Raw genomic sequence first — 26,900 nt, 5'->3', positions numbered from 1 at the left:
CGTCGCGGGATCGAGCCCATTACCCCATCCCCACCCCATCCCTCCCCTTGAAGGGGAGGGAGCGGCCGCCGGCCGGGCATTCTTGCGACTGCCTTGGTGTGGAGGTTACGCAGTGACGGCGAACGAACCGACCGTGATCCTGGAAGAACCCTTCCGCTCGCTGTGGGCCGGGCGCGATCCGTTCGTCGCCGTCGAAGCCCTGACGGGGGAAGTGTTCCGCGAACTCGAAGCGCGCCGCACGCTGCGCACCGAGGTCGCCGGGCGCAGCTACTTCGTCAAAATCCACCGCGGCGTCGGCTGGGCCGAGATCGTCAAGAACCTGCTCTGCCTGCGCCTGCCGGTGCTCGGCGCGGAGAACGAATGGCGGGCGATCGCGCGGCTGCGGCGGCTCGGCGTCGATACCATGCGCGGCATCGCCTTCGGGCAGCGCGGCCGCGATCCGGCGACGCGGCATTCGTTCATCGTCACCGAGGACCTGGCGCCGACGATCAGCCTGGAAGACTACTGCCGCGGCTGGCCGGCCGAGCCGCCCCCGCCGGCGATGAAGCGCGCCCTGATCCACCGCGTCGCCGGCATGGCGCGGCGCATGCACCAGGGCGGCGTCAATCATCGCGACTTCTACATCTGCCATTTCCTGCTGCACCTCGATCCGGCGCCGACGCCCGACGACCTGAAGCTGTCGCTGATCGACCTGCACCGCGCGCAGATCCGGGAAAAGACGCCCCGCCGCTGGCGCGACAAGGACCTCGCCGCGCTGTATTTTTCGGCGCTGGACATCGGCCTGACCCGCCGGGACGTCCTGCGCTTCCTGCGGCTGTACTTCGACCGTCCCGTGCGCGCCGTCCTGCGCGATGAGGCGCCCCTGCTGCTGCGGCTCGCCGCCGAGGCCGAGCGGCTGCGGGAACGCTACCTGCGCAAGTACGCCCGGAAGGCGCCGGGATGAGCTCGTGGTGGTTCGACCCGGAGCTGAACGGCGGCGTTGCCGGGCGCGCGTTCGCCGACCTGGAGCAGGTGTTTTCGCTGGAGGGGGAACGCATTACGCAAGACTCGCTGAGCGAGGTACTGCTTCTCGAACGCGAAGGTCGGCGTTACTACGTCAAGCGATATTCGGGCAACGGCAAGAATGCTCGGAAGCGTTGGTTCGGCCTACGCCAGTGGCTGGCGCCTCCGCGCGTAAAAAAGGAATGGCAGAATCTATTACTCTTTCATGACTGGGAAATCCCGACTGCGCAACTAGCCGCATACGGCCTTGAACGCCGCTGCGGCGGATTCCGGCGCGGCGCCGTGGTGACGGAGGAAATTCCAAACACGACCGACCTTGCAAAGCTGGCTCAACGATGCGATCCCCGCTTGCGCGACCGGCGCTGGGTGGCCGAGGTGTCGGCGCAAGTCGCGCGCATCGCGCGGCGCATGCACGATTTGAACTTCGTGCATAACGACCTTATGTGGCGTAACCTGCTGGTGACCAACGGCGACGCGCCAGTGGTATACCTGATCGACTGTCCGAGCGGCAGATTCTGGTGGGGACCTTTCCTCCAACATCGTATCGTCAAGGACCTCGCCTGCCTCGACAAGGTGGGCAAGTACCATCTCACGCGCGGCCAGCGCCTGCGTTTCTATCTCGACTACGCCGGGCGCGACAGGCTGAACGCCGGCGACAAGCGGCGCGTGCGCCGGATCGTCCGGTTCTTCGAGGGGCGGGAATGACCGATCAGGCCGTGGGCGCGGCGGAAATCCCCCTGCTGCAGGCCGCCGAGCTGCGCCACCAGGGGCGCGCGCCGGCGCTACCCTTCCACGTGCGCGGCGAGGACGGAACGACCATCACCGTGCTGCGCCTGCTGCGCGTCCTGCCGGGCAAGCGCATCGTCGGCGAGGCGCAATGGCGCGGCCGGCGGGTGCTGGCCAAGCTGTTCGTCGCCCGGCGCAACAGCCGCCATTGGGAGCGCGAACGGCAGGGCATCGCCGCCCTGCAGGCCGCCGGTCTGCCGACGCCCGAAGTGGTGTGCGCCGGGCGGATCGCCGGCGGCGGCCATTTCCTGCTGACCGGATTCCTCGACGGCTCGCGCACGCTGGCCGAACGCTGGTCGGCCGTGGCAGCCCTGCCCGCCGGCGCCCCGCCGGCCCTGGAAATCCTGCAGCCGGCCTGCGCGCTGCTCGGCCGCCTGCACGCGGCGGGACTGGTGCAGACCGACCTGCACCTCGGCAACTTCCTCGAACACGGCAACGAACTGTTCCTGATCGACGGCGACGGCATCGAGCACGTGGCGAAGGGCCCGACCGCGCAGGAGCGGCAGACGCTGGACAACCTGGCGCTGCTGGTCGCCCAGCTGCCGCTCGCGTGGGAATCCTGCCTCGACGTGCTGGCCACGGCCTACGAGTCCGAACAGGACCGCCTGCGGCCCGATCGCGAAACCCTGCTGCGGGCCGTCGAGGACGCGCGCGCGCAGCGCCTGACGCATTTTCTCGGCAAGACGCTGCGCGACTGCGGCCAGTTCGCCGTGCGCTCGACGACCAGCCTGTTCTCGGCGGTGGTCCGGACCGAAAAGCAGCGTCTGGCCGAACTGCTCGCCTATCCGGACGGCGCGATCACGCGCGGCCAGATGCTCAAGGACGGCAACACCAGCACCGTCGCGCGCGTCGAGCTCGGCGGGCGGGCGCTGGTGGTCAAGCGCTACAACCTGAAGAGCTTCCGCCACGCCCTTTCCCGCTTCTGGCGTCCGAGCCGCGCGTGGCATTCCTGGGTGGCCGGGCACCGCCTGGCGTTCTACGGCATCGCCACGCCCGCGCCGCTGGCCATGCTCGAAGAGCGCGTCGGGCCGCTGCGGCGGCGCGCGTTCCTGGTCACCGAGTTCTGTCCGGGCGAAAGCCTCATGCAGCGCCTCTCGCCCGACCGCGAGCCCGACGTGGATGAGGCCGCGGCGATCCTGGAACTGTTCGGTGCGCTCTGCCGGCTGCGGATTTCGCACGGCGACACGAAAGCGACGAACTTCATCTGGCACGCAGGGCGCCTCGCGCTCATCGACCTCGACGCCATGGTCCAGCACGACAGCCACGCCGCCTTCGCACGCGACTGGCGCCGCGACCGGCTGCGCTTCCTGCGCAACTGGCCGGCGCACTCGGCGCTCTACCGCTGGCTGGACGCCAACCTGCCGGAGGGGGGATGACGCACCGGCCGGGCATCATCGAGCACCACGATTTCCTGGCGCTGAAAGCAGGCGCGGAAGTCCTGGAGTCGGAGGTACTGGCGCAAAGAGCATGCGGGTTTTGCAATGGCCGCAGAGGAAACCACCACAATGACTATTTTTGTAAACTCGGACCGACTCGTTACCAAGCGTATCGCAGCCCAACCAGACCGCCCAGGCGGCGGTAGCCGTCATTGCCGGTCTGCCAGTTGACGCTGGCCCTGCCCTGCCAGTTTCCGGCCAGTCGCGCCCGCAACCCCGCCTTGATTTCATAACGGTCTTTCGGCACGTCATGGGCGAATGCGCCGCCGCCGAAACGTAGCGAATCGTCCGCGCCGCCATGCAGCCAGTTCAGTTCGACGAAGGGAAGCACGCCGTGGCCCGTCGTCGTCTTGCCATGCATCCTGGCGCCCAGGCGGGTAGTGACGCCGTCGCCGTCCGCATGGTGTATTTCAGCGCCATGCGCGGTACGGTGGTCGTCGGCCCTGTAGCGGTTGACGATCACTTGCGCCTGCGGCTCGATCATCAACTGCCGGCTGCCGTCGTCGCTGAGCGTGAAGGCATGGCCGGCCTCTAACGAGGCGCTCAGGTTGCGGCTCCTGTAGCTGTCGGCTTTCCCACCCGACGCGGAGGCTTCGTTGTCGAACCAGCCGTAGTGCAGCCAGGCATCGACGTAAGGCCCGGCGGATAGGGCGGCGTCGCCGTACCACGTGGCGTAGGCGCCGACGCCGTAGCCGTCGACTTTGCCGCGGGCCTTGCGCAGGCGGCTGTTGCCGTAATCCACCGGATTGGTCGCGTCGGTCGTGCCGTGGCCGTACGCGGCCATCAGCCCGAGATGCCAGCGGTCGTCGCCATTGCCGGACCATTGCGCCAGATCGCCGCCGAACTGGACGATGGCGGTATCGGTGCGCAGGTCCAGCTCCCGCCGGGCGGCCTCGCTGTCCACCCTGTTGCCGATGACCCGCAGCCAGACCGCGCGGCCGTCGCCGCTTTTGTCGCTTTCCGTCGGATGCGGCGCGGCCATGCGGTCGCGCAACGAATGATCGAACATCCTGACGGCGGCGGTCTGGTTGCCCAGATAGGCGCCCACCAGCGGGGACGCCCATTTCCGGTCGGTGCCGCCGCCCGGCGCGGGCGGCGTCGGCAGGGCGACCGAGCGCAGGTACCAGTTGCCGTCGCCGGGATCGCTCAGGGAGCCCTTGTAGAGCGTGTATTCATAACCATCGACGATGACGCGGCCTTGCTGCGCAAAGACCCCGGCCGAGTGGCCGTCGACATGGACCAGTTCGATGCCGTTCCCCGCCAGCCCGCCACTGCCGCCGGCATTGTTGATCCTTACCCGGGTGCTGCCGGCGGTATCCCCGGCGACGACCAGCCGGTCGGTGGCCGAATTGTCGCCGCCCAGCGCGGCGTTCATCACCAGCAGGCCGCCGTGGCCGGTGTAATTGCCATTCACCGTCACCGTCTTGAAGATGCCGCCGGCTGGGGCCATGAAATGGACGGTGCCGCCGTTGTCCAGCGTGCCCAGGGTCGAATCGCCGCGCACGTGCCATTGGCTACTATCGTCCAGCGTCAGCGTGCCGTTGCGCGCCTTGACCGCGCCGGTCAGGGTCGAGGCGTTGCGCAGCGACAGGCTGAAGGTGCTGGCGGCGTTGCCGGAGCGGACGAGGACGTCGCCGGTCAAACGGCTGGTGTCGGCGGTGACGATCGCCTTGTTGAACGGGATGACGGTGCCGTTGGTGTAGATGGCGTCGTCCGCCAGAATGGCCGTGCCGTCCCCGCCGTTGCTGCGGCCAATGACCCGGGAGTCGCGCAGCGTCAGCTCCATGCCGCCGCCGAGCACCAGCACGGCCGGGGCATTTTGCGTATCGAGCACGCTGCCGGTGACGGGGATCTCGTTGGTATGGTCATCGGTGGTGGTGATGCGCGAGATCAGCGCCGCGGCGTTGCGGCCGGAGGTGTACAGCTGCGAATCGGCGACGCTCAAAGTGGCACGGTCGTTCACATCGATGCCGTAGGCCTGAGCGCCGTAGGTGCGCACGGTGCTGTTCCGCACGTGCAGGTCCGCGCCCTGGAGGCCGGCGTACAGCGCGGTGCTCCGGTCCTGCATGGTGGTGACGCGCACATCGTCCAGTTCGATTCTGGCGTCCCTGGTGCGCGAGATGACGCCGTAGGCGCCCGCCCCCGTCGTCGTGATGTCCAGGTTTCTGGCGCGGATCGATGCCTGAATCCCCTGCGTCTGCCAATCGTAAAATACGGTCGAGGCATACAGGCCGTGCGCGGCGTCGCCGTGGGTGACGATGCTGCCGCCATCCCAGGTCACCTGCGCGCCCGTACGCGCATCGACGCCCACCGCCCGTGCGCCGAATGTCTCGAAGCGGGTGTTGGTGACGGTCGCCGACGCCTTGGTCGATGGCACCGACAAGACGCTCGCGCTTTCGCCATGCGTGGTGACGGAAGCATTGCGAAGGGTTGCATGCGCGTGACTGGTCAGATTGATCGCATCTTTATACCGGCTCCAGATCTCGATCGTCGTGCCGTCGATTTCCAGCGTGCTGTCGATTATGACGATGCCGCTGTATGCGTCCGGGGCGTCCTGCCCGATGTGCAGGCGGCCGCCGCTGAGCACCAGCTTGCCGCCGGTGTAGGCCCCGAGGGAGCCGCCTTGCCTGGCGGTGATCCGGGCATCGCGTACCGTCAGCACCGAGCCGCTGCCGTCGACACTCAGAAAGTTCGTCTGTTTGCCTATCTCGACGGTCGTGCCGTTGAGCGATGCCCTTGCGCCAGCGGATACGCGGACGGCCTCTTCCGACGCGGTGATCGAACCCCGGTTCAGTTCGGCATAGGCTCCGGCCCCGTCGACAACCACCCCTGACCTGCCTTGCAGCCTGCTGTCGTGCAGTATCAGCGTGCCGCCGTTACGGACATAGGCGGGGTAGCCCGAAGGGCCTGTGGTCATCGACAGGCTTTGCCCGATGATGGTGCTGCCTGTTCCGCTCACGTAAAATCCGTGCCCGCTGCTGACGTCGTACCCCGGGTTCGGATAGGTTGGATTGGGCAGATTCAATGTCGAGCCGTCGGTGACGCTGACCGCGCCCGATTGCGCGTTGGCATTGAATGCCGCCGATGCCATGTTGACGGCCGATACCAGCAGGGCCGTTCGGAATCCGCGGTGCCGCCGCGTGGATTGATGGGTCATTTGCCGCCTCCCCTTTTCCCGCGCTTGACCAGTATTTCCAAGGGAAATATGTGCCGTTGGGCATCTGCTGCGGGCTGCGCCGGATCATACCGCCGACCCTCTTTTTAATGATATAAGAATAATCCTATATCATTACAGGCCGGTTCCTGGCTAGAGAACCCGCGAGAGCGGCGCATCCGGGAATGCGGCGAATGGCGCAGGGGGACGCGCGGCGCCGCCGTTCCGGATTGCTGCGCGGGACGGCGCGGGCGCGTGTCGCTGGCGTGCTGGAGAACGTCCGGGCTGTTGTCGCCCGCGCGACTACCCCGGGAAGGAGCTCAGTCCGGACGTGGCCGAACCGGCGGGACCGGGAGTGCGGGCGACGTTCATGATCCAGCAGACCATGGCGAAGTGGCCGGCGAGGGCGGTGAGTTCCACCGTCCCCGGCTCGCCGAAGCGGCTCGCGGCGTCGGCATAGGTTTCGTCGCTGACGCCGTGCCGGCGCATCAGCTCGCCGACGAAATCGACCGCGCACTCCTCGTCGGCCGCCAGTTGGCGGGGGCGCCGGCCGGCCGCCAGCGCATCGATCGCCGGCGCCGCCACTCCGGCCTTGATGGCCAGCGGCGCATGCGTCTGCCACTCAAACTGGTTGCCCGTTTCCCTCGCCACGACGCAGATGACGAGTTCCCGGACCCGGTCGGACAGCGTTCCTGCGAAGCGCAGGGCTTCGCCCGTCTTGCCGATGCGCTCCATGAGCTCGGGCGTTTGCAGCAGGGGAACGAAGGGGCCGAAGAGCGCCTTGCGGGGGCCGTTGATGATCGCGTCCGCGGCCGCCCGCTGGGCCTCGCTCATGGCGTCGCGTTCGGGGACGGGCAGGCGCTCCGCCGTCGACGGACCGAATCCCTGTGGGAATCCTGGGAGGTGTGCGGATTGGCTCATGAATGCTCCTCGCTGCAGCGGACCGGACGCCGGCGGACAGGAACGAAGTGTAATTCAAGGCGCCGTTTCCCGGCGCGGTGGCAAAATACGTGCATTTCCCGCCACGACCATGGAACGGAAACCCATGCTCTCCTTCCGCGCGATGGCGCCGGACGACTACCCGGCGCTGCTCGACCTGATGCGCTGCACGCCCGGCGTGTCCGTGCGCGACGCCGACACGCCGGAGGGGCTCGCGCGCTTCCTGGCGCGCAATCCGGGGCTCAGTTTCGTCGCCGAGCTGGACGGGCGGCTGATCGGCTGCCTGATGGGCGGGCACGACGGCCGGCGCGGGCATCTGCACCACCTGGCCGTTGACGCCGTATGCCGCCGCCGGGGCGTCGCCGCGGAGCTGGTCGAGCGCTGCCTGGCCGCTCTCGAATGCGAGGGCATCCGCAAGACGCACATCGACGTCTATCGCGACAACGCGGCGGGCAACGCTTTCTGGCGGAATGCCGGCTGGTCGCGGCGCGACGACACGTACCGCTTTTCGATCGTGCGCGGCGGCGGGCCGAACGCCTGAACGCTTTTCAACCGACGGAGGAAAACCATGAAACTCTTGCGTTACGGCCCGCCGGGCCGGGAAAAGCCGGGGCTGCTCGACGCTGCCGGGAACGTCCGCGACCTGTCCGGACTGCTCGACGACTTCTGCCCGCGCACGCTCTCGCCCGCGGCGCTCGACGTGCTGCGCGCGCTCGATCCCGAGCGCCTGCCGAAGGTCGACGGCAGCCCGCGCCTGGGCGTGCCGTGGAGCGGCATGGGCAAGTACGTGGCGATCGGCCTCAACTACAGCGACCACGCGGCCGAATCGGGCATGCCGCCGCCGCAGGAGCCGACGATGTTCACCAAGTGGCTGAGCTGCGTGTGCGGGCCGGACGACGACACGATCATGCCGCCGGAGTTGACCAAGCTCGACTGGGAGGTCGAACTCGGCATCGTGATCGGCCGGCGGGCGCGCAACGTGCCGCAGGCCGAGGCGCTGGACTACGTGGCCGGCTACTGCCTGGCCAACGACGTCTCCGAGCGCGCTTACCAGCTCGACCGCAGCGGCGGGCAGTGGAGCAAGGGCAAAGGCTTCGACACCTTCGGCCCGGTCGGCCCCTGGCTGGTGACGCGCGACGAAATCCCCGATCCGCAGAACCTCGACATGTGGCTGGACGTGAACGGCGAGCGCATGCAGACCGGCAACACCGTGAAGATGATCTTCCCCTGCGCCCACCTGGTCAGCTATTGCAGCCGGGTGATGACGCTGGAGCCGGGCGACCTGATCATCACCGGCACGCCGCCGGGCGTCGGCCTCGGCCGCAAGCCGCCGCAGTTCCTCAAGATCGGCGACGTGGTCGAACTGGGCATCGCCGGGCTGGGGAAGCAGCGGCAGCGGGTGGTGGCGGGCTGATTGCGACGCGGGCCGGTTCGGCAGTGCCGGCGGGGAACCCGGCCGGCGTGCTAAAATGGCAGCCCCTTTCCCGTACCAATCGGACCGATCCCCGCCATGTTCTCTGGAATCGTCGCGGCCGTGGGCCGCATCATCGCATCGACCCCGCGCAACGACGGCACGCCGACCGTGCGCCTGTCGATCGACGCCGGCCGGCTGGAACTCGGCGACGTGTCGCTAGGCGACTCGATCGCCTGCAACGGGGTCTGCCTGACCGTCGTCGACAAGGGAGAGCACAGCTTCTGCGTCGACGTGTCGCCGGAGACGCTGTCGTGTACCGTCGGCCTGTCCGCACCGGGCCCGGTCAATCTGGAAAAGGCGCTGCGCCTGGCCGACCGGCTCGGCGGGCACCTGGTCGCCGGCCATGTCGACAGCGTCGGCGAAGTCCTCCGCTTCGATGCGCTGGGCGACAACCGCCTGCTGGAAATCCGCGCGCCGGCGGCGCTGGCCAAATACATCGCGCGCAAGGGATCGATCACCGTCAACGGCGTCAGCCTGACGACCAATGCGGTCGACGGCGCGTGTTTTTCCATCAACCTGATTCCGCATACGCTCGCCGCGACGACGCTCGGCGGCCTGCAGCCCGGCGCCCGCGTCAATCTCGAAATCGACCTGATCGCGCGCTACGTCGAACGCATGCTGAATCCCGACGCTTCGCAGGAGCGGTAAATGAGTCCCTTGAACCAGTCGTCGTCCATCTCGCCGACCGAGGAAATCGTCGCCGAGATGCGCGCGGGCCGCATGGTCATTCTCGTCGACGAGGAGGACCGCGAGAACGAGGGCGATCTGGTCCTCGCCGCCGAGCACGTGACGCCCGAAGCCATCAATTTCATGGTCACGCACGCGCGCGGGCTGGTCTGCCTGACGATCACCGAGGCGCGCAGCCGGCAGCTCGGCCTGACGCCGATGGCGCGCGACAACAAGAGCCCGTACAGCACGGCGTTCACCGTTTCGATCGAAGCGGCCGAGGGGGTGACCACCGGCATCTCCGCGCAGGACCGCGCGCGCACGGTGCAGGCGGCGGTGGCGCGCGACGCGCGGCCGGAGGACATCGTCCAGCCGGGGCACATCTTCCCGATCACCGCGCGGCCGGGCGGCGTCCTGGTGCGCGCCGGGCACACCGAGGCGGGCTGCGACCTGGCCCAGCTCGCCGGCCTGGAACCCTCGGCGGTGATCTGCGAGATCCTCAAGGACGACGGGACCATGGCGCGCCTGCCGGACCTGATCGAATTTGCCGGCGCGCACGGCCTGAAGATCGGCACCATCGCCGACCTCATCCACTACCGCAGCCGCAACGAAACGCTGGTCCGGCGCAGCCACTCGCGCCCGGTCGCGCTGGCGTTCGGCGAGTTCACGCTGCACGCCTTCACCGACCTCACGTCGAACGAGGTGCACCTGGCGCTGGCCAAGGGCGACATCCGCCCCGAGCAGGAGACGTTGGTGCGCGTGCATGAGCCGCTGTCGGTACTCGACTTCCTCAATCCGGGCGGCGGCCGCCATACCTTTTCGCTCGATGCCTCGCTGCAGGCGCTGGCGCAGGCCGAGACGGGCGTGGCCGTGCTGCTGCACCGCCCCGAGACCGGGCAGGACATCCTCTCCACGCTCGCCGAACCGGACGCGCCGGCGCACCCGGCGGCCAAGTGGGACCCGCGCATCTACGGCATCGGCGCGCAGATTCTGCGCGACCTCGGCGTGCGCCGCATGCGGCTGCTCGCCAGCCCGCGCCGCATGCCGAGCATGACCGGCTTCGACCTGGAAATCACCGGCTTCGTCCCCCCGACGGCCGGACTCGAATAACCCGTTTGCTGGATTGGATTTCCCATGCCCCGCTTCGACGACATCTATGAATACGAGAGCGATCTCGACGGACGGGGATTGTCCGTCGGCATCGTGATGAGCCGCTTCAATCCGGACGCTTGCGAAGGCCTGCTGGCCGCCTGCGTGGCCGAACTGACGCGCCTGGGCGTGGCTGCCGGCGACGTCGAGATCGCCACCGTGCCCGGCGCGCTGGAGATTCCGCTGGCCTTGCAGACCCTGGCGCAGACCGGCCGCTTCGACGCGCTGGTCGCCCTCGGCGCGGTCATTCGCGGAGACACCTATCATTTCGAGGTGGTCTCCAACGATTCCTGCCGGGCGGTCATGGAAGTGCAGCTCGATTCCGGCGTGCCCGTCGCCAACGGCATCCTGACCTGCGAGGACGACGACCAGGCGCTGGCGCGCACGCGCCAGAAAGGCACGGACTGCGCCCAGGCGGCCGTGGAGATGGCGCGGCTGATGCGGGCCATCGGGGAGCGCCGGCCATGAGCGGCGCGACGGATGCGGTGAACGCGAACGCCCCGGCGGCGGCGAAGAAACCGGCCAAGTCGCCGCGCCGCCGCGCCCGCGAATTCGCCCTGCAGGGGCTGTACCAGTGGCGGGTCGGCGGCAGCGACGAGGCGGCCATCGAGGCGCACCTCGCCGACAGCGACGGTTTCGACCGGGCCGACCGCGAGTTCTTCGTCGGCCTGCTGCGCGGCGTGCTGGCGCAGCACGGCGGCCTGCAGGAACAGCTCCAGGCCTACCTCGACCGGCCCTTTGCCGAGCTCTCGCCGGTCGAGGCCAGCGTCCTGCTGACCGGCGCCTACGAGCTGGTCGAACTGCCCGCAGACGCCCTACCGCGTAGTCATCAACGAAGCCATCGAGCTGGCCAAGAGTTTCGGCGGCACCGACGGCCACAAGTACGTGAACGGCGTGCTCGACAAGCTGGCGGCGAAGGTCCGCCCGGTCGAGGTCGAGGCCAAGCGGCAGCAGCGCGGACGCAGCTAGCCGCCGCCGCTGCCTTCTTCCGCGAAGCCTGCTCCGTGCCGGAAGAGGTTTTCCTCCCATGCCTTCCGAATTCGACCTGATCGACCGCCATTTCGCCCGCCCGACGCCGCAGGCCGTGCTCGGGCCGGGTGACGATTGCGCTCTGCTGGCGCCGTCGCCGGGGATGGAGCTGGCCGCGACCACCGACATGCTGGTGGCGGGAACGCACTTCTTCGCCGACACCGACCCGTTCCAGCTGGGCTGGAAGACGCTCGCGGTCAACGTCTCCGACCTCGCCGCGATGGGCGCGCAGCCGCGCTGGGCGCTGCTCGCCGGCAGCCTGCCGGCGGCCGACGAGGCGTGGCTCGGCGCGTTCAGCCGGGGCTTTTTCGCCTGCGCCGGACGCTACGGAGTCGACCTGATCGGCGGCGACACCACGCGCGGGCCGCTCAACCTGTGCGTCACCGCGCTGGGCGAAGTGCCCGCCGGCCGCGCCCTGCGCCGCGACGGCGCGCGTGTCGGCGACGACGTCTGGGTGTCCGGACGCCCTGGCCTGGCGGCGCTCGGCCTCGCGCACCTGCAGGGCCGCACCGCGCTGCCGGGCGAGCTCGGCGCGCTGTGCGTCGGCCTGCTGCAGCAGCCGCTGCCGCGCGTCGAGCTGGGCTTGGCCTTGCAGCGGCGCGTGCTGGCCCGCTCGGCGATCGACGTCTCGGACGGCCTGCTGGCCGACCTCGGGCATATCTGCGAACGCTCGACGCTCGACGCCGAGGTTTTCGTCGCGCAGCTGCCGGAACTGCCGGCGGGCGTCGACGCCGCGCTGGCCCGCCAGTGCCAGCTGGCCGGAGGAGACGATTACGAACTGGTGTTTTCGGCGGCGCCGGAGCAGCGCGACGAACTGTCCGCCCTCTCGGCCGAACTCGACCTGCCCCTGTGGCGCATCGGCCGGCTCGTCGCCGCCGCGGGCCGGGGAGCAGTCCGCCTGATCGGCGAGCGAGGCGAACCGGTGGCGGTCGGCCGGAAAGGATTCGATCACTTTGGCCAAGATCAAGACCAGTAAGGCGCCGTCGCTGCGCTTTCTCTTTTCGCACCCCGCGCACTTGGTGGCCTGCGGCTTCGGCAGCGGCCTGTCGCCGTTCGCGCCGGGCACCGCCGGCACGCTCCTCGCGTGGGCGACCTATCCGCTGCTGCGCAACGGCATGGCGGATGCCGAACTGCTGGCCTTCCTGCTGGTCTGCGCTGTAATCGGCATCTTCGTCGTGCGGCGCACCGGCGACGACCTCGGCGCGGTCGACCACGGTAGCATCGTGTGGGACGAGATCGTGCCGTTCTGGCTGGTGCTGTTCGTCTGCCCGCCGGGCTGGGCGTGGCAGGCGGCGGCGTTCGCGGCCTTCCGCTTCTTCGACATCGTCAAGCCGCCGCCGGCGCGTTTCTTCGACGAGCGGGTCAAGAACGGCTTCGGCGTCATGGCCGACGACTTCGTCGCGGGCCTGTACACCGTGCTGGCGCTGGCGGTGCTGCGCCACGTCCTGGCGTGGTTCGGCGCATGAGCGCCGCCGCCCGGCCGCCCGCAGGAGGCGCTCTGCCTCCCTGGGGGAGGATGTCGCGTAGCGACAGGAGGGTAGTCCAGTGAGCTTTCCCGAGCAATCCGCCCTGGAGGCGCTGGCCGCGCGCGTCGGCGCGGCCCTGCTCGCCGAGCACCTGATGCTGGCCACCGCCGAATCGTGCACCGGCGGCTGGGTGAGCCAGTGCCTGACGGCGATCGCCGGCAGCTCGGCGTGGTTCGAGCGCGGCTTCGTGACCTACTCCAACGCCGCCAAGCAGGAGATGCTCGGCGTGGCGGAGGCGACGCTGGCCGCGCACGGCGCGGTCAGCCAGCCCGTCGCCGTGGCCATGGCCGAAGGCGCGCTGCGCCACAGCCGCGCCGACTGGGCGGTGGCCGTCACCGGCATCGCCGGTCCCGACGGCGGCTCGGCCGAAAAGCCGGTGGGCACGGTCTGCTTCGCCTGGGCGGTGCGCGGCGGCGCCACGACCACCGAGACCCGCCATTTCGCCGGCGGCCGCGAGGCGGTCCGGGCGCAGTCGGCGGCCTGCGCGCTGGCCGGGCTGATCGAGCGGCTGACGCCGCCGGCCGAGGGCCTGCTGGCCTGAACGTTCGCTGCGAGCGGCGTCTCTCCCGCCGTATCGCCGCCCGTAAAGACTGTATATAATCACAGTATCCGACGCCGCGCCCGTGCGCATGGACGCGCGTCGAACATGAGATAATCCCCGCAATTTCAAAAAGGAAGCGCAATGGACGACAACAAGGCAAAGGCACTGGCCGCCGCATTGGCCCAGATCGAGAAGCAGTTCGGCAAGGGATCGATCATGAAGATGGGCGAGGGCAGCGTCGAGAAAGACCTGCAGGTCGTCTCCACCGGTTCGCTCGGCCTGGACATCGCGCTCGGCGTCGGCGGCCTGCCGCGCGGCCGCGTCGTCGAGATCTACGGCCCGGAATCGTCCGGCAAGACCACGCTGACCCTGCAGGTGGTGGCGCAGATGCAGAAGCTGGGCGGCACGGCGGCGTTCATCGACGCCGAGCACGCGCTCGATCCGAGCTACGCCCAGAAGCTCGGGGTGAAGCTCGACGACCTGCTCATCTCGCAGCCCGACACCGGCGAGCAGGCGCTGGAAATCGCCGACATGCTGGTGCGTTCGGGCAGCGTGGACGTGGTGGTCATCGACTCCGTCGCGGCGCTGGTGCCCAAGGCCGAAATCGAAGGCGAAATGGGCGATTCGCTGCCCGGCCTGCACGCCCGCCTGATGAGCCAGGCCCTGCGCAAGCTGACGGCCAACATCAACCGGACCAACACGCTGGTCATCTTCATCAACCAGATCCGCATGAAGATCGGCGTGATGTTCGGCAGCCCGGAGACCACCACCGGCGGCAACGCGCTCAAGTTCTACGCCTCCGTGCGCCTCGACATCCGCCGCATCGGCGGCATCAAGAAGGGCGACGAGGTGATCGGCAACGAAACCAAGGTCAAGGTGGTCAAGAACAAGGTGGCACCGCCGTTTCGCGAGGCGATCTTCGACATCCTGTACGGCGAGGGGATTTCACGCGAGGGCGAGATCATCGAGCTGGGCGTGGCGCACAAGCTGGTCGAGAAATCCGGTTCCTGGTACGCCTACGGCGGCGAGAAGATCGGCCAGGGCAAGGACAACGCCCGCGAATTCCTCAAGGCCAATCCGCAGATCGCCGAGGAGATCGAGACGAAAATCCGCGCCGCGGTGAACGTGCCCTCGCCGCAGCCGCGCAGCGCCGCCGAATAACCCGTCCGATGGACCCGACGCTGCGCGAGCGGGCGTTGCGGCTGCTGGCCCGGCGCGAGCACGCCCGCGCGGAGCTGGCGAAAAAGCTGGCGCCCCACGCCGAATCGGCCGCAGAACTCGACGCGCTGCTCGACGACCTCGCGGCGCGCCGGTTGCTTTCCGACGCGCGCTACGTGGAGATGCGCGTGGCGGCGCGCGGCGCGCGCTACGGCAACGCGCGGCTGGCCCAGGAACTGCGCGCGGCGGGGGTCGATGGCGAACTGGTGGAAAGCGGCCTGGCCGCCGCCGAGGATGAATTGGCGCGCGCCCGCGAGGTGTGGCAACGCAAGTACGGCAGTGTCGGCCTGCCCGCCGACACCGCCGGCCGGGCGCGCCAGACGAATTTCCTGATGCGCCGGGGCTTTTCCGGCGAAACGATCCGCCGCGTCCTGCGCGGCGGCCATGAAGACGACTGAACGATGGCCGAAACGAATTCCACCCAGAGCAGCACGCTGACCACGCACAACCTCAGGAAGCGCTACAAGAAGCGCACCGTGGTCCAGGACGCCTCGCTCGAAGTGCGCAGCGGCGAAGTGGTCGGCCTGCTGGGGCCGAACGGGGCCGGCAAGACCACCTGCTTCTATATGGTGGTCGGCCTGATCGCCTGCGACGGGGGGGACGTGTACCTCGACGACCGCAAGATCACGCATCTGCCCATCCACCAGCGCGCCAAGCTCGGCGTCTCCTACCTGCCGCAGGAAGCCTCGGTGTTCCGCAAGCTGACGGTGATCGAGAACATCAAGGCCGTGCTCGAACTGCGCCGGCTGCCCGCCGACGAGGTCGACCAGCGCGCCGAGCAGCTGCTGGAGGAGCTGCACATCGCGCACATCCGCAACAGCTCGGCGGCGTCGCTGTCCGGCGGGGAACGGCGGCGGGTGGAGATCGCCCGGGCGCTGTCCACCGATCCGCGCTTCATCCTGCTCGACGAGCCGTTCGCCGGGGTCGATCCGATCGCGGTGCTGGACATCCAGAAAATCATCCGCTTTCTCAAGGAGCGCAACATCGGCGTGCTGATCACCGACCACAACGTGCGCGAGACGCTGGGCATCTGCGATCATGCCTACATCCTCAACGAAGGCGGGGTGCTGGCGGCTGGCCGGCCTGATGAAATCATTTATAATGAAAACGTACGCAAGGTCTATCTTGGCGAGAATTTCCGCCTGTAGTGCAGGCGCTGCGTTTCCTCAGGCGTTTTGCAGAACGAAACGGTGTGATCCATCCTTTCACGGCGGCCGTTCTTCCCGGTAAATGAAGCCATCCCTCCAGCTCAAGCTTTCCCAGCACCTGGCGCTCACTCCGCAATTGCAGCAATCGATCAAGCTGCTGCAATTGTCCACGCTCGAACTCGAACAGGAGCTGGAGAAGTACCTGCTGGAAAATCCGCTGCTCGAACGCGAGGACGACGCCTACGCGCCGGTGGCTGCCGAGCCGCCGACGGCGCCGGCCGGCGACGGGGAGAAGGCGCCCGAAGAGACGGAGCCGGTGGCCTCGTCGTCCGGCGAGGAGGAAAGCTGGCTGGGCGAGCCCGACGGCGGGTACGCGAACTCGTCGGGGTCGTTCGACGACGACGACAACGATTTCCAGGATGTCCAGGCGGCGACCACCTCGCTGCGCGAGCACCTGTCGTGGCAGCTGGGCCTGATGGGCCTGCCGCCGCGCGACCGCACCTTGGTGCAGTGCCTGATCGAGGCGCTGGACGACGACGGCTACCTGACCCAGTCGCTGGAGGATCTGGCGGAAGCGCTGCCGCCCGAGCTGGAGATCGATACCGACGAACTGCAGATCGCCTTGCGCCACCTGCAGCACTTCGACCCCACCGGCGTCGGCGCGCGCAACGCCCAGGAATGCCTGGCCCTGCAGCTGCGGGCCCTGCCCGCGGACGACACGCAGATGCTGGCGCTGCGCATCGTCTCCGGCCATCTCGACCTGCTGGCCGGGCGGGACTTCGCCAAGCTGAAGAAATGCGTCGAGTGCGACGACGAACGGCTGCGCGAGGCGCAGTTCCTGATCCGCAGCCTGAACCCGCGGCCGGGCGCCAAGTACGCGGCGCTGGACGCGCGCTACATCACGCCCGACGTGGTGGTGCGCAAGGTGCGCGGGCAGTGGACCGTGAACATCAATTCCGACGCCTATCCGCGCCTGCGCATCAACAGCCTGTACGCCCAGATCCTGTCGCGGCAGCGCGGCTCCGGCCTGTCCGGCCAGCTGCAGGAGGCGCGCTGGCTGATCAAGAACGTGCAGCAGCGCTTCGACACTATCCTGCGCGTGGCGCAGGCCATCGTCGACCGCCAGCGCCAGTTCTTCGACCACGGCGAGGTGGCCATGCGGCCGCTGGTGCTGCGCGAGATCGCCGACATCCTGGGTCTGCACGAATCGACGGTATCCCGCGTGACGACGCAGAAGTACATGGCCACGCCGCGCGGCATCTTCGAGCTGAAATACTTCTTCGGCAGCCACGTGGCCACCGAGGCGGGCGGCGCCTGCTCGGCCACCGCCATCCGGGCGCTGATCAAGCAGCTGGTCGGCGCGGAGAACGCGAAGAAGCCGCTGTCCGACAGCCAAATCGCCGACCTGTTGGGCCAGCAGGGCATCGTCGTCGCCCGCCGGACGATCGCCAAGTACCGCGAATCGCTCGGCATCCCTCCCGTCAAATTGCGCAAGACGCTCTAGCCTCTTTCACTCTGCCGCCGACCATGAAGACCTCGGCCCTCACCCCCTTACCCCTCCGCGCCCGCGCCAGCGTGCGGGGAGGGATATCGACGGTCGCCCGTGCGGCCATCTTTTGAAAGGAGTTACACCATGAACCTGCAAATCAGTGGACACCATCTCGAAATAACGCCGGCTCTGCGCGACTACGTGAGTGGCAAGCTCGAGCGGGTGACGCGCCATTTCGATCATGTCATCGACGTGAGCGCCATCCTGTCCGTGGAAAAACTGAAGCAGAAGGCCGAAGTCACGGTGCACCTGTCGGGCAAGGACATTTACGTGGAATCGATCGACGAGGACCTGTACGCGGCGATCGACATCCTGGCCGACAAGCTCGACCGGCAGGTCCAGAAGCACAAGCAGAAACTGCAGGATCACCATCGCGGGCAGAAACTCGGCCATACCGCCGCTGAATAAGCGTCGCCGGTACGAAGCGGATTTGACCGCCGTGGTCAAATCCGCTTTTGACTAAACCGGCCGGGTCTCCATCCGCCTTTTCCAAACCTCTCAATCGTAATTCCATGAGCCAGATTTCCCAATTATTGCCTCCGGAGAACGTCGTTCTCGACCTCGAGGCAAGCAGCAAGAAACGCGTCTTCGAGCACGCCGGACTGGTTTTCGAGAACAACCAGGGAGTGGCGCGCAGCACCGTCTTCGACAGCCTGTTTTCAAGGGAAAAACTGGGGTCGACCGGACTGGGGCGCGGCATCGCCATTCCGCACGGACGCATCAAGGGCCTGAAGAAGGCCTGCGGCGCATTCATCCGGCTGGCGACGCCGATCCCGTTCGATTCGCCGGACGGCGAGCCGGTATCGCTGCTGTTCGTCCTGCTCGTGCCCGAGCAGGCCACCGAGCAGCATCTGCAGATTCTTTCCGAACTGGCCGAGCGCTTCTCCGAACGTTCCTGCCGCGAAGCCCTGGCGGCGGCACGCGACGCGGAAGCCGTCCGCCAGACCTTCGCCTGACGACCCCGGAGGCCTGCGAGCATGATCTCCACGCGCAAGCTGAGCATCACCCAACTCTACCAGGACCATCTCGAGAAGCTGAAGCTGATCTGGATCGCCGCCGTCGGCGTCGAACGCGAGGTGGAACTCAAGGACATGGAGACCTACGGCCCGGACGTGGTCGGCCACCTCAACCTGATCTACAGCCACCGCGTCCAGGTCATCGGCAAGGCCGAGCAGGACTGGGCGGCGCGCGTCGGCGAGGAACGCTGGCGCCGGCAGATCGAGGACCTGATGGCCTGCGAGCCGCCGGCGCTGATCCTGGCCGACGACCTCGAACCGATGCCCGGCCTGCAGGAAACCTGCGAGGCGACGGGCACGCCGCTGTTCAAGAGTCCGAAGGCGTGTTCGGCGGTCATCGACCTGCTGCACCTGTACCTGGCGCGGCGCTTCGCCGACACGGTGTCGGCGCACGGCGTGTTCATGGACGTCTTCGGCATGGGCGTGCTGATCACCGGGGATTCCGGGATCGGCAAGAGCGAGCTGGCGCTCGAACTCGTGTCGCGCGGGCACGGCCTGGTCGCGGACGACGTGGTCGAACTGGCGCGAACCGCGCCGACCACCATCGAGGGGCGCTGCCCGGGCATGCTCAAGGACTATCTGGAAGTGCGTGGACTGGGGCTGCTCAATATCCGCACGATCTTCGGCGAGACGGCCGCGCGCCGCAAGATGAAGCTGAAACTGATCGTCCATCTGCAACGGAACATGCCCAACGACGACATGGCACGCCTGCCCTTCGACGCGCAGTCGCAGGAAATCCTCGGCATTCCGGTGCGCAAGGTCTGCTTCCACGTCGCGCCGGGCCGCAATCTGGCGGTCCTGCTGGAAGCGGCGGTGCGCAACTGCATCCTCCAGTTGCGTGGAATCGACAGCATGAGCGAGTTCATCAACCGCCAGCAGCAGGCCGTTCTTGACGGGAATATCTGAATCGCGTGATAGTCGGGGCTCGATTCATAATCCTTTCAAGGAGATAAGAATGAAAGTCATGGCTGCCGTAGCCGTATTCGTGCTGTTGACGGGGTTGGCCTGGGGGGCGGGGGACGCGGAGAAGAAAGCGCCTTCCCCGGCCCAGAAAGCGCAGCAGGAAAAAATGAAGACCTGCAATGCCGAAGCCGGCAAACAGGAACTGAAGGGTGACGAACGCAAGAAATTCATGAGCGACTGCCTCGGCGCCAAGGCCGCGCCGGCCACTCAGCAGGACAAGATGAAGACCTGCAACGCCGAGGCCGGCAAGCAGGCGCTGAAAGGCGACGAACGCAAGAAGTTCATGAGCGAGTGCCTCAAGGCCGGCAAGTAACTCCGCCGCCGTTCCTTTCCGGACGATCGAATCGCCCAGCGCGGTTGCCGCGCCGGGCGTTTTTCGTTTACCCGGCCGGTGCGGCGACGTGCCGCTTCAGGAACACTCGAATTCCGCGTAGTCGGCGTCGGGCGCGGACGACGACGCGGCGAAGGTGATGATGCCACTGCCGGACAGCACGCATTCGCCGTGCTTGACGAATTGCTCGGCGCCGCTGCCGATGGTCACGTAGGTGCCGTTGGTGCTGCGGTCGACCAGCACGGTGAGGTTCCCCCGGCGCTTGATCGTGGCGTGGCGGCGGGAGGCGCGGCGGTCGCGGATGACCAGATCGCAGGCGCCGTCCCGGCCCATGTCGACGACCGGCCGGCGCTCGTCGAGCACCAGGGTGTCCCCGCCGTAGCGCAGGCGCAGCCAGCCGTTCGCGGGACAGGCGGCATCCGCTTCCCGCCACGGAGCGCTGCCCGCCGAGGCGGCGCCGGGCGTTTCGGCGAGCGATATTTCCACGATGCCGCCGGCCGCTTCGTCCGGCAGCGCCAGTCCCGTATCGATCGCCAGCGCCCGCAGCGTTTCCGGCAGCGCCTCGCGAATCCTGGCGACGGCCAGGACCTGTCCGGATTTCGCCACGCCGACCAGCCGGGCGGCTTCCCGGGCGAGGCCGTCTTCGGCCGACGGGCCGGGACAGGTGGCGCAGCCGCAGGCGATGCCCACGCGGATGGCGGTCTTCACGCCGGACACGGGCGGCAGGTCGGCGATGCGCTGCTGCATTTCGATGGCGGCCTGGACCGCGGCGTCGGCAGCGTCGAACGCGGCCATCGCCTCGTCGCTGCCGAGGCGGACGACGCGCCCGCCGCAGGCTTCGACGGCGCGTTCGATCCGCTTGAGACAGCGATCGACGGCGCGCGCGGCCTCCGAGCCGCCGAGTTTTTCGTGCAGGCGGGCGCTGCCGGAGATGCCGACGGCCAGCACGGAGAGGAACGGATTCGTGGAATTCATCGTCATTTCCGTGTCGGAGCCTCGTTTTCGAGCATTGAAGAGAGCATGGCCAAGGCGTCCTACGCCGCGACGAACTTGAGCAGGGACGCCGGCGCGTCGAGCCGGGGATCGTCGAAGGCGATGTCGCCGCCGTCCATGTCCTCGCCGACCTCGCCGACGCTCAGCCCCTTGAAGTCGTACAGCGACCCGTCGGCCAGATGCGACGGGACGATGTTCTGCAGGGCGGTGAACACCGATTCGGTGCGTCCCGGATAGCGCCGGTCCCATTCGGCCATCATCTCCCGGATTTTCTGGCGCTGCAGGTTGTGCTGCGAACCGCACAGGTTGCAGGGAATGATCGGGAATTCCATGCCGCGCGCGAAGCGGGCGATGTCGGCCTCGCCGCAATAGGCCAGCGGCCGGATCACGATGTGCGCGCCGTCGTCGGTCACCAGCTTGGGCGGCATGGCCTTGAGCTTGCCGCCGAAGAGCAGGTTGAGGAACAGCGTGTGCACGATGTCGTCGCGGTGATGGCCGAGCGCGATCTTGTTGGCGCCGAGCTCCTTCGCCGTCCGGTAGATGACGCCGCGCCGCAGGCGGGAACAGAGCGAGCACGTCGTTTTCCCCTCGGGGATCTTCTCCTTGACGATCGAGTAGGTGTCCTGCTCGACGATGCGGTACTCGACCCCGAGCCCGGCCAGGTAGCGCGGCAGCACGTCGGCGGGGAAGCCGGGCTGCTTCTGGTCGAGGTTCATGGCGATCAGCCGGAAGTTGAACGGGCGCCCGCCGCTGCAGCGCCATCAGGATCGACAGCAGGGCGTGCGAATCCTTGCCGCCGGAAATGCAGACCAGCACGGTGTCGCCGGCTTCGATCATGTTGTAATCGGCGATTGCCTTGCCGACGTCGCTTTCCAGGCGACGCTTCAAGCGTTGCAGGTTCTTCGATGTATCCACGGGCATCTTGATGCGAATGAGGCAGAAAGCGGAACCGCGAGCGGCTCCATGAGAATTGCGTTATTACAGGTGGGTCGTCCGGCCGCCATCGACGTTGATCACCTGGCCGGTGACGTAAGGTGCGTCATTGAACAGGAAACGCACGGCGCGCGCAATATCCTGCGGACTACCGGCATGTTTGAGCAGGGTGTGGTCGACGATGCGCGCGCGCGCCGCCTCGTCGAACGCCTCGTCGAACGCCGCGTCGTCCGGCCACAGGATCGGCCCGGGCGCGACGGCGTTGACGCGCACCTCCGGGGCCAGTTCGACGGCCAGCGCGCGGGTCAGGCCGAGCAGCCCGGCCTTGGCGGCGCAATAGAGCGGATAGCCGGCCAGCGGCCGTTCGGCGTGGATGTCGGTGATGTTGACCACGGCGCCGCGGGCTTGCCGGAGATGCGGCGCGGCGGCCTGCGTCAGGAACAGCGGCGCCTTGAAGTTGCTGCCGACGAGGTCGGTCCAGGCCGCCTCGTCGATCGCGCCGAGCGGCGTGGCGAAGAAGCTCGACGCATTATTGACCAGCGCGTCGAGACGGCCGAAGTGCGCCACGGCCTGCTCGACCAGCGCCGACAGCGCGCCGCGGTCGAGCAGATCGGCCTGCAGGCAGAGCGCCGAGCCGGCGCGCGCCGCGTTCATTTCGCCGACCAGCAGCCGCGCGGTATCGGCCGCCGCCCGGTAGTGCACCACCACGTTGGCGCCCGCCTCGTGCAGTTCCCGGGCGATCGAACGGCCCACGCGCTTTGCCGCGCCGGTGATCAGCACCGTCTTTCCGATCAAGATCCGCTCCCGAGAAAAATCGATTTGGCAACCGTGGAAATTCTAGCGGATTTCACCGGGATTTCGTTTTTCGCCGGCGCGCGCCGGCCTTCCCTGGCGTCCGCTCGGTGGAGCCGTGCTAAACTCCGAAAAATAAACGATTATTTTTTACCGACCTTGTCTTCATCCTCTTCGTCCGCGCCGCAGCGCCCGTCCGGCAAACGCATCGTCCGCATCCGCAAGCCGGGCCGGGAATCGGAAACCCCGCAGACGACCGGAAGCGCCGTGCCCGCCGCGCTGGCCGCCGACGCGCTCGGCTACAGCCTGCTGCTGGCGGCGCGCGCGCTCGCCGCGGTGCATGCCGGCAGGAGCCTGAACGAAGCGCTTGCCCGGCTGGCTGGCGAACCGGCGGCAGCGCGCGCGGCGGCGCAGGACGTGGCCTACGGCGTGCTGCGCGGCTACGGGCGGGGCGAATTCATCCTCGGCCGGCTGATGGCGCATCCGCTGTCCCATGCCGAGACGCAGGCGCTGCTGCTGGCCGCGCTGTACCGCCTGGAAACGCGCCCCGACGCCGCGCCGATGGTGGTCGACCAAGCCGTGGCGGCGGCCGGCGAACTGACGGGCCGCGCCTTGCAGGGCGTGGTCAACGGCGTGCTGCGCAATTTCCTGCGGCGGCGCGAAGAACTGCTCGCGGAAGTGCAACGGGACGACGTGGCGCATTGCCAGCATCCCTCGTGGTGGCTGGCGCGCCTGCGCCGCGCCTATCCGCAGGACTGGCCGCGCATCGTCGCGGCGGGCAACAGTCCGCCGCCGATGACGCTGCGCGTCAACGCGCGCCGCATCGCCGTCGGCGATTACCTCGGCCAATTGCAGGCGGCGGGGATCGCGGCGGCAACGGTCGGCAGCGCGGGACTGCGGCTGGCGGCGCCGCTGCCGGTGGATCGCCTGCCCGGCTTCGCCGAGGGCTGGGTGTCCGTGCAGGACGCCGGCGCCCAGCGCGCGGCCGAACTGCTCGATCCGGCGCCCGGCATGCGCATTCTCGACGCCTGCGCGGCGCCCGGCGGGAAGACGGCGCATCTGCTCGAACGCGCCGACGCGGACGTGCTGGCGCTGGACGTCAACGCCGCGCGCACGCGGCGCATCGAGGACAACCTGCGACGCCTGGGCCTGACGGCAACAGTGCGCGCGGCCGACTGCCTGGCCGTGGACACGTGGTGGGACGGGCGGCCCTTCGACGCCATCCTGGCCGACATGCCGTGCTCCGCCTCCGGCGTGGCGCGCCGCCACCCGGACATCAAGACGCTGCGGCGCGAGAGCGACATCCGCAAGCTGGTGCACACGCAGGCGGCGATGCTCGACGCGCTGTGGCCGCTGCTCAAGCCGGGCGGCCGGCTGCTGTACGCCACCTGCTCGGTGTTCGTCGAGGAGAACGCGGGCCAGATCGATGCGTTCCTGGCGCGGCGGACCGAGGCGCGGCGCGTCGGCGAGGAGCAATGGCTGCCTGACGACGGGCACGACGGTTTCTATTATGCGCTGCTGCAAAAAGCTTGAAGCCTTCCTCCTCGGCCTGGCGCTGCTGTTCGCGGTCGGCGCGGCGCACGCCGCCGACATCGTCGCCGGCAACGCGCGGCTGGTCGCCGGCGACGACGGCTACAGCCTGTCCGCGGACTTCAAGCTGAGCCTGAACCAGCGGCTGGAGGAGGCCGTCAACAAGGGCGTGGTGCTCTATTTCACCGCGGATTTCGAACTGACGCGCTCGCGCTGGTACTGGTTCGACCAGGCGGTGGTGCGGCGCAGCAAGACCTTCCAGCTGTCCTACCACGCACTGACCCGGCAGTACCGGCTGTCCTCCGGCGCGCTGCACCAGAGCTTCCCGTCGCTGGAGGAGGCCCTGCAGGTGCTCTCCCACCTGCGCCACTGGCAGGTCATCGAGAAGGGCGAGGTCGCCGCCGAGGTGGAGTACGTGGCCAGCACCCGCCTGCGGCTCGACCCGTCGCAGATGCCCAAGACCTTCCAGGTCAGCGCCCTGTCGAACCGCGACTGGAGCCAGTCGTCCGACTGGCTGGTGTGGGATTTCTCGCCGTCCGAGGCGGCGGCCGCGGCAAGCGGGGACGGCAAGTGAAGACGCTGATCGTCATCGCCTCGTCGCTCGGCGGCATCCTGCTCTTCCTGCTCGCCTCGGCCAGCGCCAACACCGCGCTGTTCGCCAAGCACTATCCGTGGCTGCTCGGGCTGAACGCGGTCGTCGCGCTGGCGCTGTTCGCGCTGATCGTCTGGCAGGTGCGGCTGCTGTGGCAGGAACACCGGGCCAAGATGTTCGGTTCGCGCCTGAAGCTCCGGCTGATGGTGGTCTTCGGCCTGATGGCGGTGCTGCCCGGCGTGCTGATCTACGCCGTCTCCGTGCAGTTCGTCACCAAGAGCATCGAAAGCTGGTTCGACGTGCGCGTGGAAAAGGCGCTCGAATCCGGCCTCAACCTCGGCCGCAGCGCGCTCGATTCGCTGTTGGAGGACCTTTCCGAAAAAGGGCGCACCATCGCGCTGGAGCTGAGCGATCTGCCCGAACCGCAGCGCCGCGCCGCGCTCTCCCGCCTGCGCGAGCAGATCGGCGTGCAGTACATCGCGCTGTTCTCCGTGTCGGGGCAGCTGCTGGCCACGGCGACCAGCGACCTGTCCGTCTTCCTGCCGCCGGCGCCGTCGCCGGACACGCTGCGCCAGGCGCGCGCGGGGCGCGGCTACCGCGAGATCGAAAGCGCCGGCGGCCAGGACTTGGTGCTGCGCGTGCTGGTGCCGGTGATTCCCTCGGGCCTGGGCATGGAGACGCGCATCCTGCAGCTCACCCAGCCGGTGCCGAGCAACCTGGCGCTCAACGCCGAACGGGTGCAGGACGTCTACCGCGACTACCAGGAGCTCTCGCTCGGCCGGCAGGGGCTGACCCGCATCTACGCGATGACGCTGACGCTGACCGTGCTGTTCGCCCTGTTCACCGCCATCGCCGTGGCCTTCGTGCTGGCCCGGCGCCTGTCAGCGCCGCTGTCCATCCTGGCCGAGGGCACGCAGGCCGTGGCGGCGGGCGACTTCACGCCGCGCCAGGCGATCTACAGCCACGACGAACTGGGCATCCTGACCCAGTCGTTCAACCGCATGACCCGCCAGCTCGACGACGCGCGCCGCGACACCGAGCGGCACCGCGCCGAGGTCGAATCGGCGCGCGCCTATCTGGAATCGATCCTGGCCAACCTGTCCGCCGGGGTGCTGGTGTTCGACCGGCAGTTCCGGCTGCGCACGGTCAACGAGGGCGCGCAGACCATCCTGGACGACGCCTTCAACGGGCTGCTCGGCGAGGTGGTCGACGCCTGGGGGCGGCAGCAGGCGGTGGGGCAGGCGATCCGCAAGGCGTTCACCGAGTTCGGGCGCAAGGAATGGCAGACGCAGATCGAGCTGGCGCGGCCGGGCGGCCTGCCGCAGATCCTCTCGCTGCGCGGCACGCAGCTGCCGGAGGGCACCAGCGGCGGCTTCGTGGTGGTCTTCGACGACGTGACGCGCCTGGTCGCGGCGCAGCGCAGCGCGGCGTGGGGCGAGGTGGCGCGGCGCCTGGCGCACGAGATCAAGAACCCGCTGACGCCGATCCAGCTCTCCGCCGAACGCCTGCAGCTCAAGCTGGCCGACAAGCTGGTCAAGGGCGACGGCGAGATCCTCAAGCGCTCGACGCAGACCATCATCAACCAGGTGCTGGCGATGAAGCGCATGGTCAACGAGTTCTCCGACTATGCCCGCCTGCCCGCGCCGACGCTGGCCGAACTGGACCTCAACGCGCTGATCCGCGAGGTGCTGGGCCTGTACGAGACGTCGCAGGCGGTCATCACGCTCGACCTCGACGCGGCGTTGCCGCCGATCCTGGGCGACGCCACGCAGCTGCGGCAGATCATCCACAACCTGCTGCGCAACGCGGAGGACGCGCAGGTCGCCACGGCCGCGCCGTCCATCCGCCTGAGCACGCGGCGGGTCGGCGACATGGCCGAATTCGCGGTGACCGACGCCGGGCCGGGCTTCCCGGAGGAGATGATGGCGCGGGTCTTCGAGCCCTACGTCACGACCAAGGCCGGCGGCACCGGGCTGGGGCTGGCGATCGTCAAGAAGATCGTCGACGAGCATCGCGGCCAGATCCGCATCAACAACCGTCCCCCGGCCGGCGCCGAGGTCAGCCTGCGGCTGCCGCTCGCGCCGGATCGCGTGACACAATCGAGTCTCAGGGAAACATCGGAAGAGAATTGAC

The 26,900-nt window shown here is 68.4% G+C and carries 27 protein-coding genes and 2 pseudogenes; 24 read left to right on the top strand and 5 right to left on the bottom strand.

What is annotated here, in order from left to right:
* Nucleotides 1-112 precede the first annotated feature (112 nt).
* The 3 genes from rfaP to QM701_RS12410 are packed head-to-tail and all read left to right on the top strand — an operon-like array spanning nucleotide 113 to nucleotide 3,164.
* Nucleotides 113-943, top strand: coding sequence for a lipopolysaccharide core heptose(I) kinase RfaP (gene rfaP / locus QM701_RS12420; RefSeq protein WP_415167363.1), 831 nt, complete (start codon nucleotides 113-115; stop codon nucleotides 941-943).
* Nucleotides 940-1,707 carry a lipopolysaccharide kinase InaA family protein gene (locus QM701_RS12415; protein WP_415167362.1) on the top strand — a complete coding sequence of 256 codons (768 nt, stop codon included), beginning with the start codon at nucleotides 940-942 and terminating at the stop codon, nucleotides 1,705-1,707. Before rfaP ends, QM701_RS12415 begins: the two co-directional genes overlap by 4 nt.
* Nucleotides 1,704-3,164, top strand: a complete 1,461-nt coding sequence (locus QM701_RS12410; protein WP_415167361.1) for a lipopolysaccharide kinase InaA family protein — start codon at nucleotides 1,704-1,706, stop codon at nucleotides 3,162-3,164. Before QM701_RS12415 ends, QM701_RS12410 begins: the two co-directional genes overlap by 4 nt.
* Nucleotides 3,165-3,324: 160 nt before the next feature.
* Here the strand turns inward: QM701_RS12410 and QM701_RS12405 are convergent, their stop codons facing one another.
* Entirely contained in the window at nucleotides 3,325-6,381 is a 3,057-nt protein-coding gene (locus QM701_RS12405) for an autotransporter outer membrane beta-barrel domain-containing protein (protein WP_415167360.1), read from the bottom strand.
* Nucleotides 6,382-6,681: 300 nt separating this feature from the next.
* A complete protein-coding gene (locus QM701_RS12400) occupies nucleotides 6,682-7,299 on the bottom strand; it encodes a carboxymuconolactone decarboxylase family protein (protein WP_415167359.1) in 618 nt (205 codons plus the stop codon).
* Between the two features lie 124 nt (nucleotides 7,300-7,423).
* On the opposite strand from QM701_RS12400, the gene QM701_RS12395 reads away from it, so the two are divergent.
* From QM701_RS12395 to QM701_RS12310, 18 genes and pseudogenes are all read left to right on the top strand, one after another.
* Nucleotides 7,424-7,858 (top strand): GNAT family N-acetyltransferase, encoded by a 435-nt coding sequence (locus QM701_RS12395; protein ID WP_415167358.1) that lies wholly within the window; start codon nucleotides 7,424-7,426, stop codon nucleotides 7,856-7,858.
* 27 nt (nucleotides 7,859-7,885) lie between these two features.
* On the top strand, nucleotides 7,886-8,731 hold the full coding sequence (locus QM701_RS12390) for a fumarylacetoacetate hydrolase family protein (RefSeq protein ID WP_415167357.1): 846 nt from the start codon (nucleotides 7,886-7,888) through the stop codon (nucleotides 8,729-8,731).
* Between the two features lie 96 nt (nucleotides 8,732-8,827).
* Entirely contained in the window at nucleotides 8,828-9,439 is a 612-nt protein-coding gene (locus QM701_RS12385; protein ID WP_415167356.1) for a riboflavin synthase, read from the top strand.
* Complete coding sequence (ribBA, locus tag QM701_RS12380; protein WP_415167355.1) at nucleotides 9,440-10,567, top strand: bifunctional 3,4-dihydroxy-2-butanone-4-phosphate synthase/GTP cyclohydrolase II; 1,128 nt, start codon at nucleotides 9,440-9,442, stop codon at nucleotides 10,565-10,567.
* A 24-nt stretch (nucleotides 10,568-10,591) separates the two neighbouring features.
* Nucleotides 10,592-11,074, top strand: a complete 483-nt coding sequence (gene ribH, locus QM701_RS12375) for a 6,7-dimethyl-8-ribityllumazine synthase (RefSeq protein WP_415167354.1) — start codon at nucleotides 10,592-10,594, stop codon at nucleotides 11,072-11,074.
* Nucleotides 11,071-11,349: pseudogene (locus tag QM701_RS12370) on the top strand (transcription antitermination factor NusB); the annotation flags it as partial. The gene ribH and the pseudogene QM701_RS12370, both read left to right, overlap by 4 nt.
* A gap of 85 nt (nucleotides 11,350-11,434) precedes the next feature.
* Entirely contained in the window at nucleotides 11,435-11,575 is a 141-nt protein-coding gene (locus QM701_RS12365) for a transcription antitermination factor NusB (protein ID WP_415169392.1), read from the top strand.
* Between the two features lie 58 nt (nucleotides 11,576-11,633).
* Nucleotides 11,634-12,611: a thiamine-phosphate kinase gene (gene thiL, locus QM701_RS12360; protein WP_415167353.1), complete on the top strand. Its 978-nt coding sequence runs from the start codon at nucleotides 11,634-11,636 to the stop codon at nucleotides 12,609-12,611.
* On the top strand, nucleotides 12,598-13,101 hold the full coding sequence (locus QM701_RS12355; protein ID WP_415169391.1) for a phosphatidylglycerophosphatase A: 504 nt from the start codon (nucleotides 12,598-12,600) through the stop codon (nucleotides 13,099-13,101). Before thiL ends, QM701_RS12355 begins: the two co-directional genes overlap by 14 nt.
* Before the next feature lie 79 nt (nucleotides 13,102-13,180).
* A complete protein-coding gene (gene pncC, locus QM701_RS12350; RefSeq protein WP_415167352.1) occupies nucleotides 13,181-13,702 on the top strand; it encodes a nicotinamide-nucleotide amidase in 522 nt (173 codons plus the stop codon).
* A 141-nt stretch (nucleotides 13,703-13,843) separates the two neighbouring features.
* Entirely contained in the window at nucleotides 13,844-14,863 is a 1,020-nt protein-coding gene (gene recA, locus QM701_RS12345; protein ID WP_415167351.1) for a recombinase RecA, read from the top strand.
* A gap of 8 nt (nucleotides 14,864-14,871) precedes the next feature.
* Nucleotides 14,872-15,318, top strand: a complete 447-nt coding sequence (gene recX, locus QM701_RS12340) for a recombination regulator RecX (RefSeq protein ID WP_415167350.1) — start codon at nucleotides 14,872-14,874, stop codon at nucleotides 15,316-15,318.
* A 3-nt stretch (nucleotides 15,319-15,321) separates the two neighbouring features.
* Nucleotides 15,322-16,068 (top strand): LPS export ABC transporter ATP-binding protein, encoded by a 747-nt coding sequence (gene lptB / locus QM701_RS12335; RefSeq protein WP_415167349.1) that lies wholly within the window; start codon nucleotides 15,322-15,324, stop codon nucleotides 16,066-16,068.
* A gap of 82 nt (nucleotides 16,069-16,150) precedes the next feature.
* Nucleotides 16,151-17,572, top strand: coding sequence for an RNA polymerase factor sigma-54 (locus QM701_RS12330; protein WP_415167348.1), 1,422 nt, complete (start codon nucleotides 16,151-16,153; stop codon nucleotides 17,570-17,572).
* Nucleotides 17,573-17,701: 129 nt separating this feature from the next.
* Nucleotides 17,702-18,025, top strand: a complete 324-nt coding sequence (gene hpf / locus QM701_RS12325; protein WP_415167347.1) for a ribosome hibernation-promoting factor, HPF/YfiA family — start codon at nucleotides 17,702-17,704, stop codon at nucleotides 18,023-18,025.
* A gap of 104 nt (nucleotides 18,026-18,129) precedes the next feature.
* A complete protein-coding gene (gene ptsN, locus QM701_RS12320) occupies nucleotides 18,130-18,573 on the top strand; it encodes a PTS IIA-like nitrogen regulatory protein PtsN (RefSeq protein WP_415167346.1) in 444 nt (147 codons plus the stop codon).
* Between the two features lie 21 nt (nucleotides 18,574-18,594).
* Nucleotides 18,595-19,539, top strand: a complete 945-nt coding sequence (gene hprK, locus QM701_RS12315) for an HPr(Ser) kinase/phosphatase (RefSeq protein WP_415167345.1) — start codon at nucleotides 18,595-18,597, stop codon at nucleotides 19,537-19,539.
* A 49-nt stretch (nucleotides 19,540-19,588) separates the two neighbouring features.
* Nucleotides 19,589-19,909, top strand: a complete 321-nt coding sequence (locus QM701_RS12310) for a PsiF family protein (protein WP_415167344.1) — start codon at nucleotides 19,589-19,591, stop codon at nucleotides 19,907-19,909.
* Nucleotides 19,910-20,005: 96 nt separating this feature from the next.
* Here the strand turns inward: QM701_RS12310 and QM701_RS12305 are convergent, their stop codons facing one another.
* The 3 genes and pseudogenes from QM701_RS12305 to QM701_RS12295 all read right to left on the bottom strand — a co-directional run bounded on the left by QM701_RS12305 (nucleotide 20,006) and on the right by QM701_RS12295 (nucleotide 22,648).
* Complete coding sequence (locus tag QM701_RS12305; RefSeq protein ID WP_415167343.1) at nucleotides 20,006-20,902, bottom strand: FHA domain-containing protein; 897 nt, start codon at nucleotides 20,900-20,902, stop codon at nucleotides 20,006-20,008.
* Between the two features lie 59 nt (nucleotides 20,903-20,961).
* A pseudogene (gene ttcA, locus QM701_RS12300) lies at nucleotides 20,962-21,841 on the bottom strand (tRNA 2-thiocytidine(32) synthetase TtcA).
* Nucleotides 21,842-21,898: 57 nt separating this feature from the next.
* Nucleotides 21,899-22,648, bottom strand: a complete 750-nt coding sequence (locus QM701_RS12295; protein WP_415167342.1) for a pteridine reductase — start codon at nucleotides 22,646-22,648, stop codon at nucleotides 21,899-21,901.
* Nucleotides 22,649-22,804: 156 nt separating this feature from the next.
* Here QM701_RS12295 and rsmB point away from each other — a divergent pair, with 156 nt between their 5' ends.
* Genes rsmB through QM701_RS12280 form a run of 3 tightly spaced genes read left to right on the top strand, consistent with a single transcriptional unit; the run spans nucleotide 22,805 to nucleotide 26,899 of the window.
* Nucleotides 22,805-24,178 carry a 16S rRNA (cytosine(967)-C(5))-methyltransferase RsmB gene (gene rsmB / locus QM701_RS12290; protein ID WP_415167341.1) on the top strand — a complete coding sequence of 458 codons (1,374 nt, stop codon included), beginning with the start codon at nucleotides 22,805-22,807 and terminating at the stop codon, nucleotides 24,176-24,178.
* Nucleotides 24,156-24,749, top strand: a complete 594-nt coding sequence (locus QM701_RS12285; RefSeq protein WP_415167340.1) for a DUF4390 domain-containing protein — start codon at nucleotides 24,156-24,158, stop codon at nucleotides 24,747-24,749. Before rsmB ends, QM701_RS12285 begins: the two co-directional genes overlap by 23 nt.
* Nucleotides 24,746-26,899 carry an ATP-binding protein gene (locus QM701_RS12280; protein ID WP_415167339.1) on the top strand — a complete coding sequence of 718 codons (2,154 nt, stop codon included), beginning with the start codon at nucleotides 24,746-24,748 and terminating at the stop codon, nucleotides 26,897-26,899. The genes QM701_RS12285 and QM701_RS12280 overlap by 4 nt, the downstream gene beginning before the upstream one ends.
* Nucleotide 26,900: the final 1 nt, after the last annotated feature.

The sequence above is a fragment of the Propionivibrio sp. genome (assembly GCF_047602565.1).
Taxonomy (GTDB): domain Bacteria; phylum Pseudomonadota; class Gammaproteobacteria; order Burkholderiales; family Rhodocyclaceae; genus Propionivibrio.
Note: the sequence above shows the minus strand (reverse complement) of the source record. Positions and strands in the feature narration are given on the sequence as shown.

Coding starts and splice junctions, on each gene's coding strand:
- QM701_RS12415 (WP_415167362.1), top strand. CDS start 940: ATGAGCTCGTGGTGGTTCGACCCGGAGCTGAACGGCGGCGTTGCCGGG.
- QM701_RS12410 (WP_415167361.1), top strand. CDS start 1,704: ATGACCGATCAGGCCGTGGGCGCGGCGGAAATCCCCCTGCTGCAGGCC.
- QM701_RS12405 (WP_415167360.1), bottom strand. CDS start 6,381: ATGACCCATCAATCCACGCGGCGGCACCGCGGATTCCGAACGGCCCTG.
- QM701_RS12400 (WP_415167359.1), bottom strand. CDS start 7,299: ATGAGCCAATCCGCACACCTCCCAGGATTCCCACAGGGATTCGGTCCG.
- QM701_RS12395 (WP_415167358.1), top strand. CDS start 7,424: ATGCTCTCCTTCCGCGCGATGGCGCCGGACGACTACCCGGCGCTGCTC.
- QM701_RS12390 (WP_415167357.1), top strand. CDS start 7,886: ATGAAACTCTTGCGTTACGGCCCGCCGGGCCGGGAAAAGCCGGGGCTG.
- QM701_RS12385 (WP_415167356.1), top strand. CDS start 8,828: ATGTTCTCTGGAATCGTCGCGGCCGTGGGCCGCATCATCGCATCGACC.
- ribBA (WP_415167355.1), top strand. CDS start 9,440: ATGAGTCCCTTGAACCAGTCGTCGTCCATCTCGCCGACCGAGGAAATC.
- ribH (WP_415167354.1), top strand. CDS start 10,592: ATGCCCCGCTTCGACGACATCTATGAATACGAGAGCGATCTCGACGGA.
- thiL (WP_415167353.1), top strand. CDS start 11,634: ATGCCTTCCGAATTCGACCTGATCGACCGCCATTTCGCCCGCCCGACG.
- recA (WP_415167351.1), top strand. CDS start 13,844: ATGGACGACAACAAGGCAAAGGCACTGGCCGCCGCATTGGCCCAGATC.
- recX (WP_415167350.1), top strand. CDS start 14,872: ATGGACCCGACGCTGCGCGAGCGGGCGTTGCGGCTGCTGGCCCGGCGC.
- lptB (WP_415167349.1), top strand. CDS start 15,322: ATGGCCGAAACGAATTCCACCCAGAGCAGCACGCTGACCACGCACAAC.
- QM701_RS12330 (WP_415167348.1), top strand. CDS start 16,151: ATGAAGCCATCCCTCCAGCTCAAGCTTTCCCAGCACCTGGCGCTCACT.
- hpf (WP_415167347.1), top strand. CDS start 17,702: ATGAACCTGCAAATCAGTGGACACCATCTCGAAATAACGCCGGCTCTG.
- ptsN (WP_415167346.1), top strand. CDS start 18,130: ATGAGCCAGATTTCCCAATTATTGCCTCCGGAGAACGTCGTTCTCGAC.
- hprK (WP_415167345.1), top strand. CDS start 18,595: ATGATCTCCACGCGCAAGCTGAGCATCACCCAACTCTACCAGGACCAT.
- QM701_RS12310 (WP_415167344.1), top strand. CDS start 19,589: ATGAAAGTCATGGCTGCCGTAGCCGTATTCGTGCTGTTGACGGGGTTG.
- QM701_RS12305 (WP_415167343.1), bottom strand. CDS start 20,902: ATGAATTCCACGAATCCGTTCCTCTCCGTGCTGGCCGTCGGCATCTCC.
- QM701_RS12285 (WP_415167340.1), top strand. CDS start 24,156: ATGCGCTGCTGCAAAAAGCTTGAAGCCTTCCTCCTCGGCCTGGCGCTG.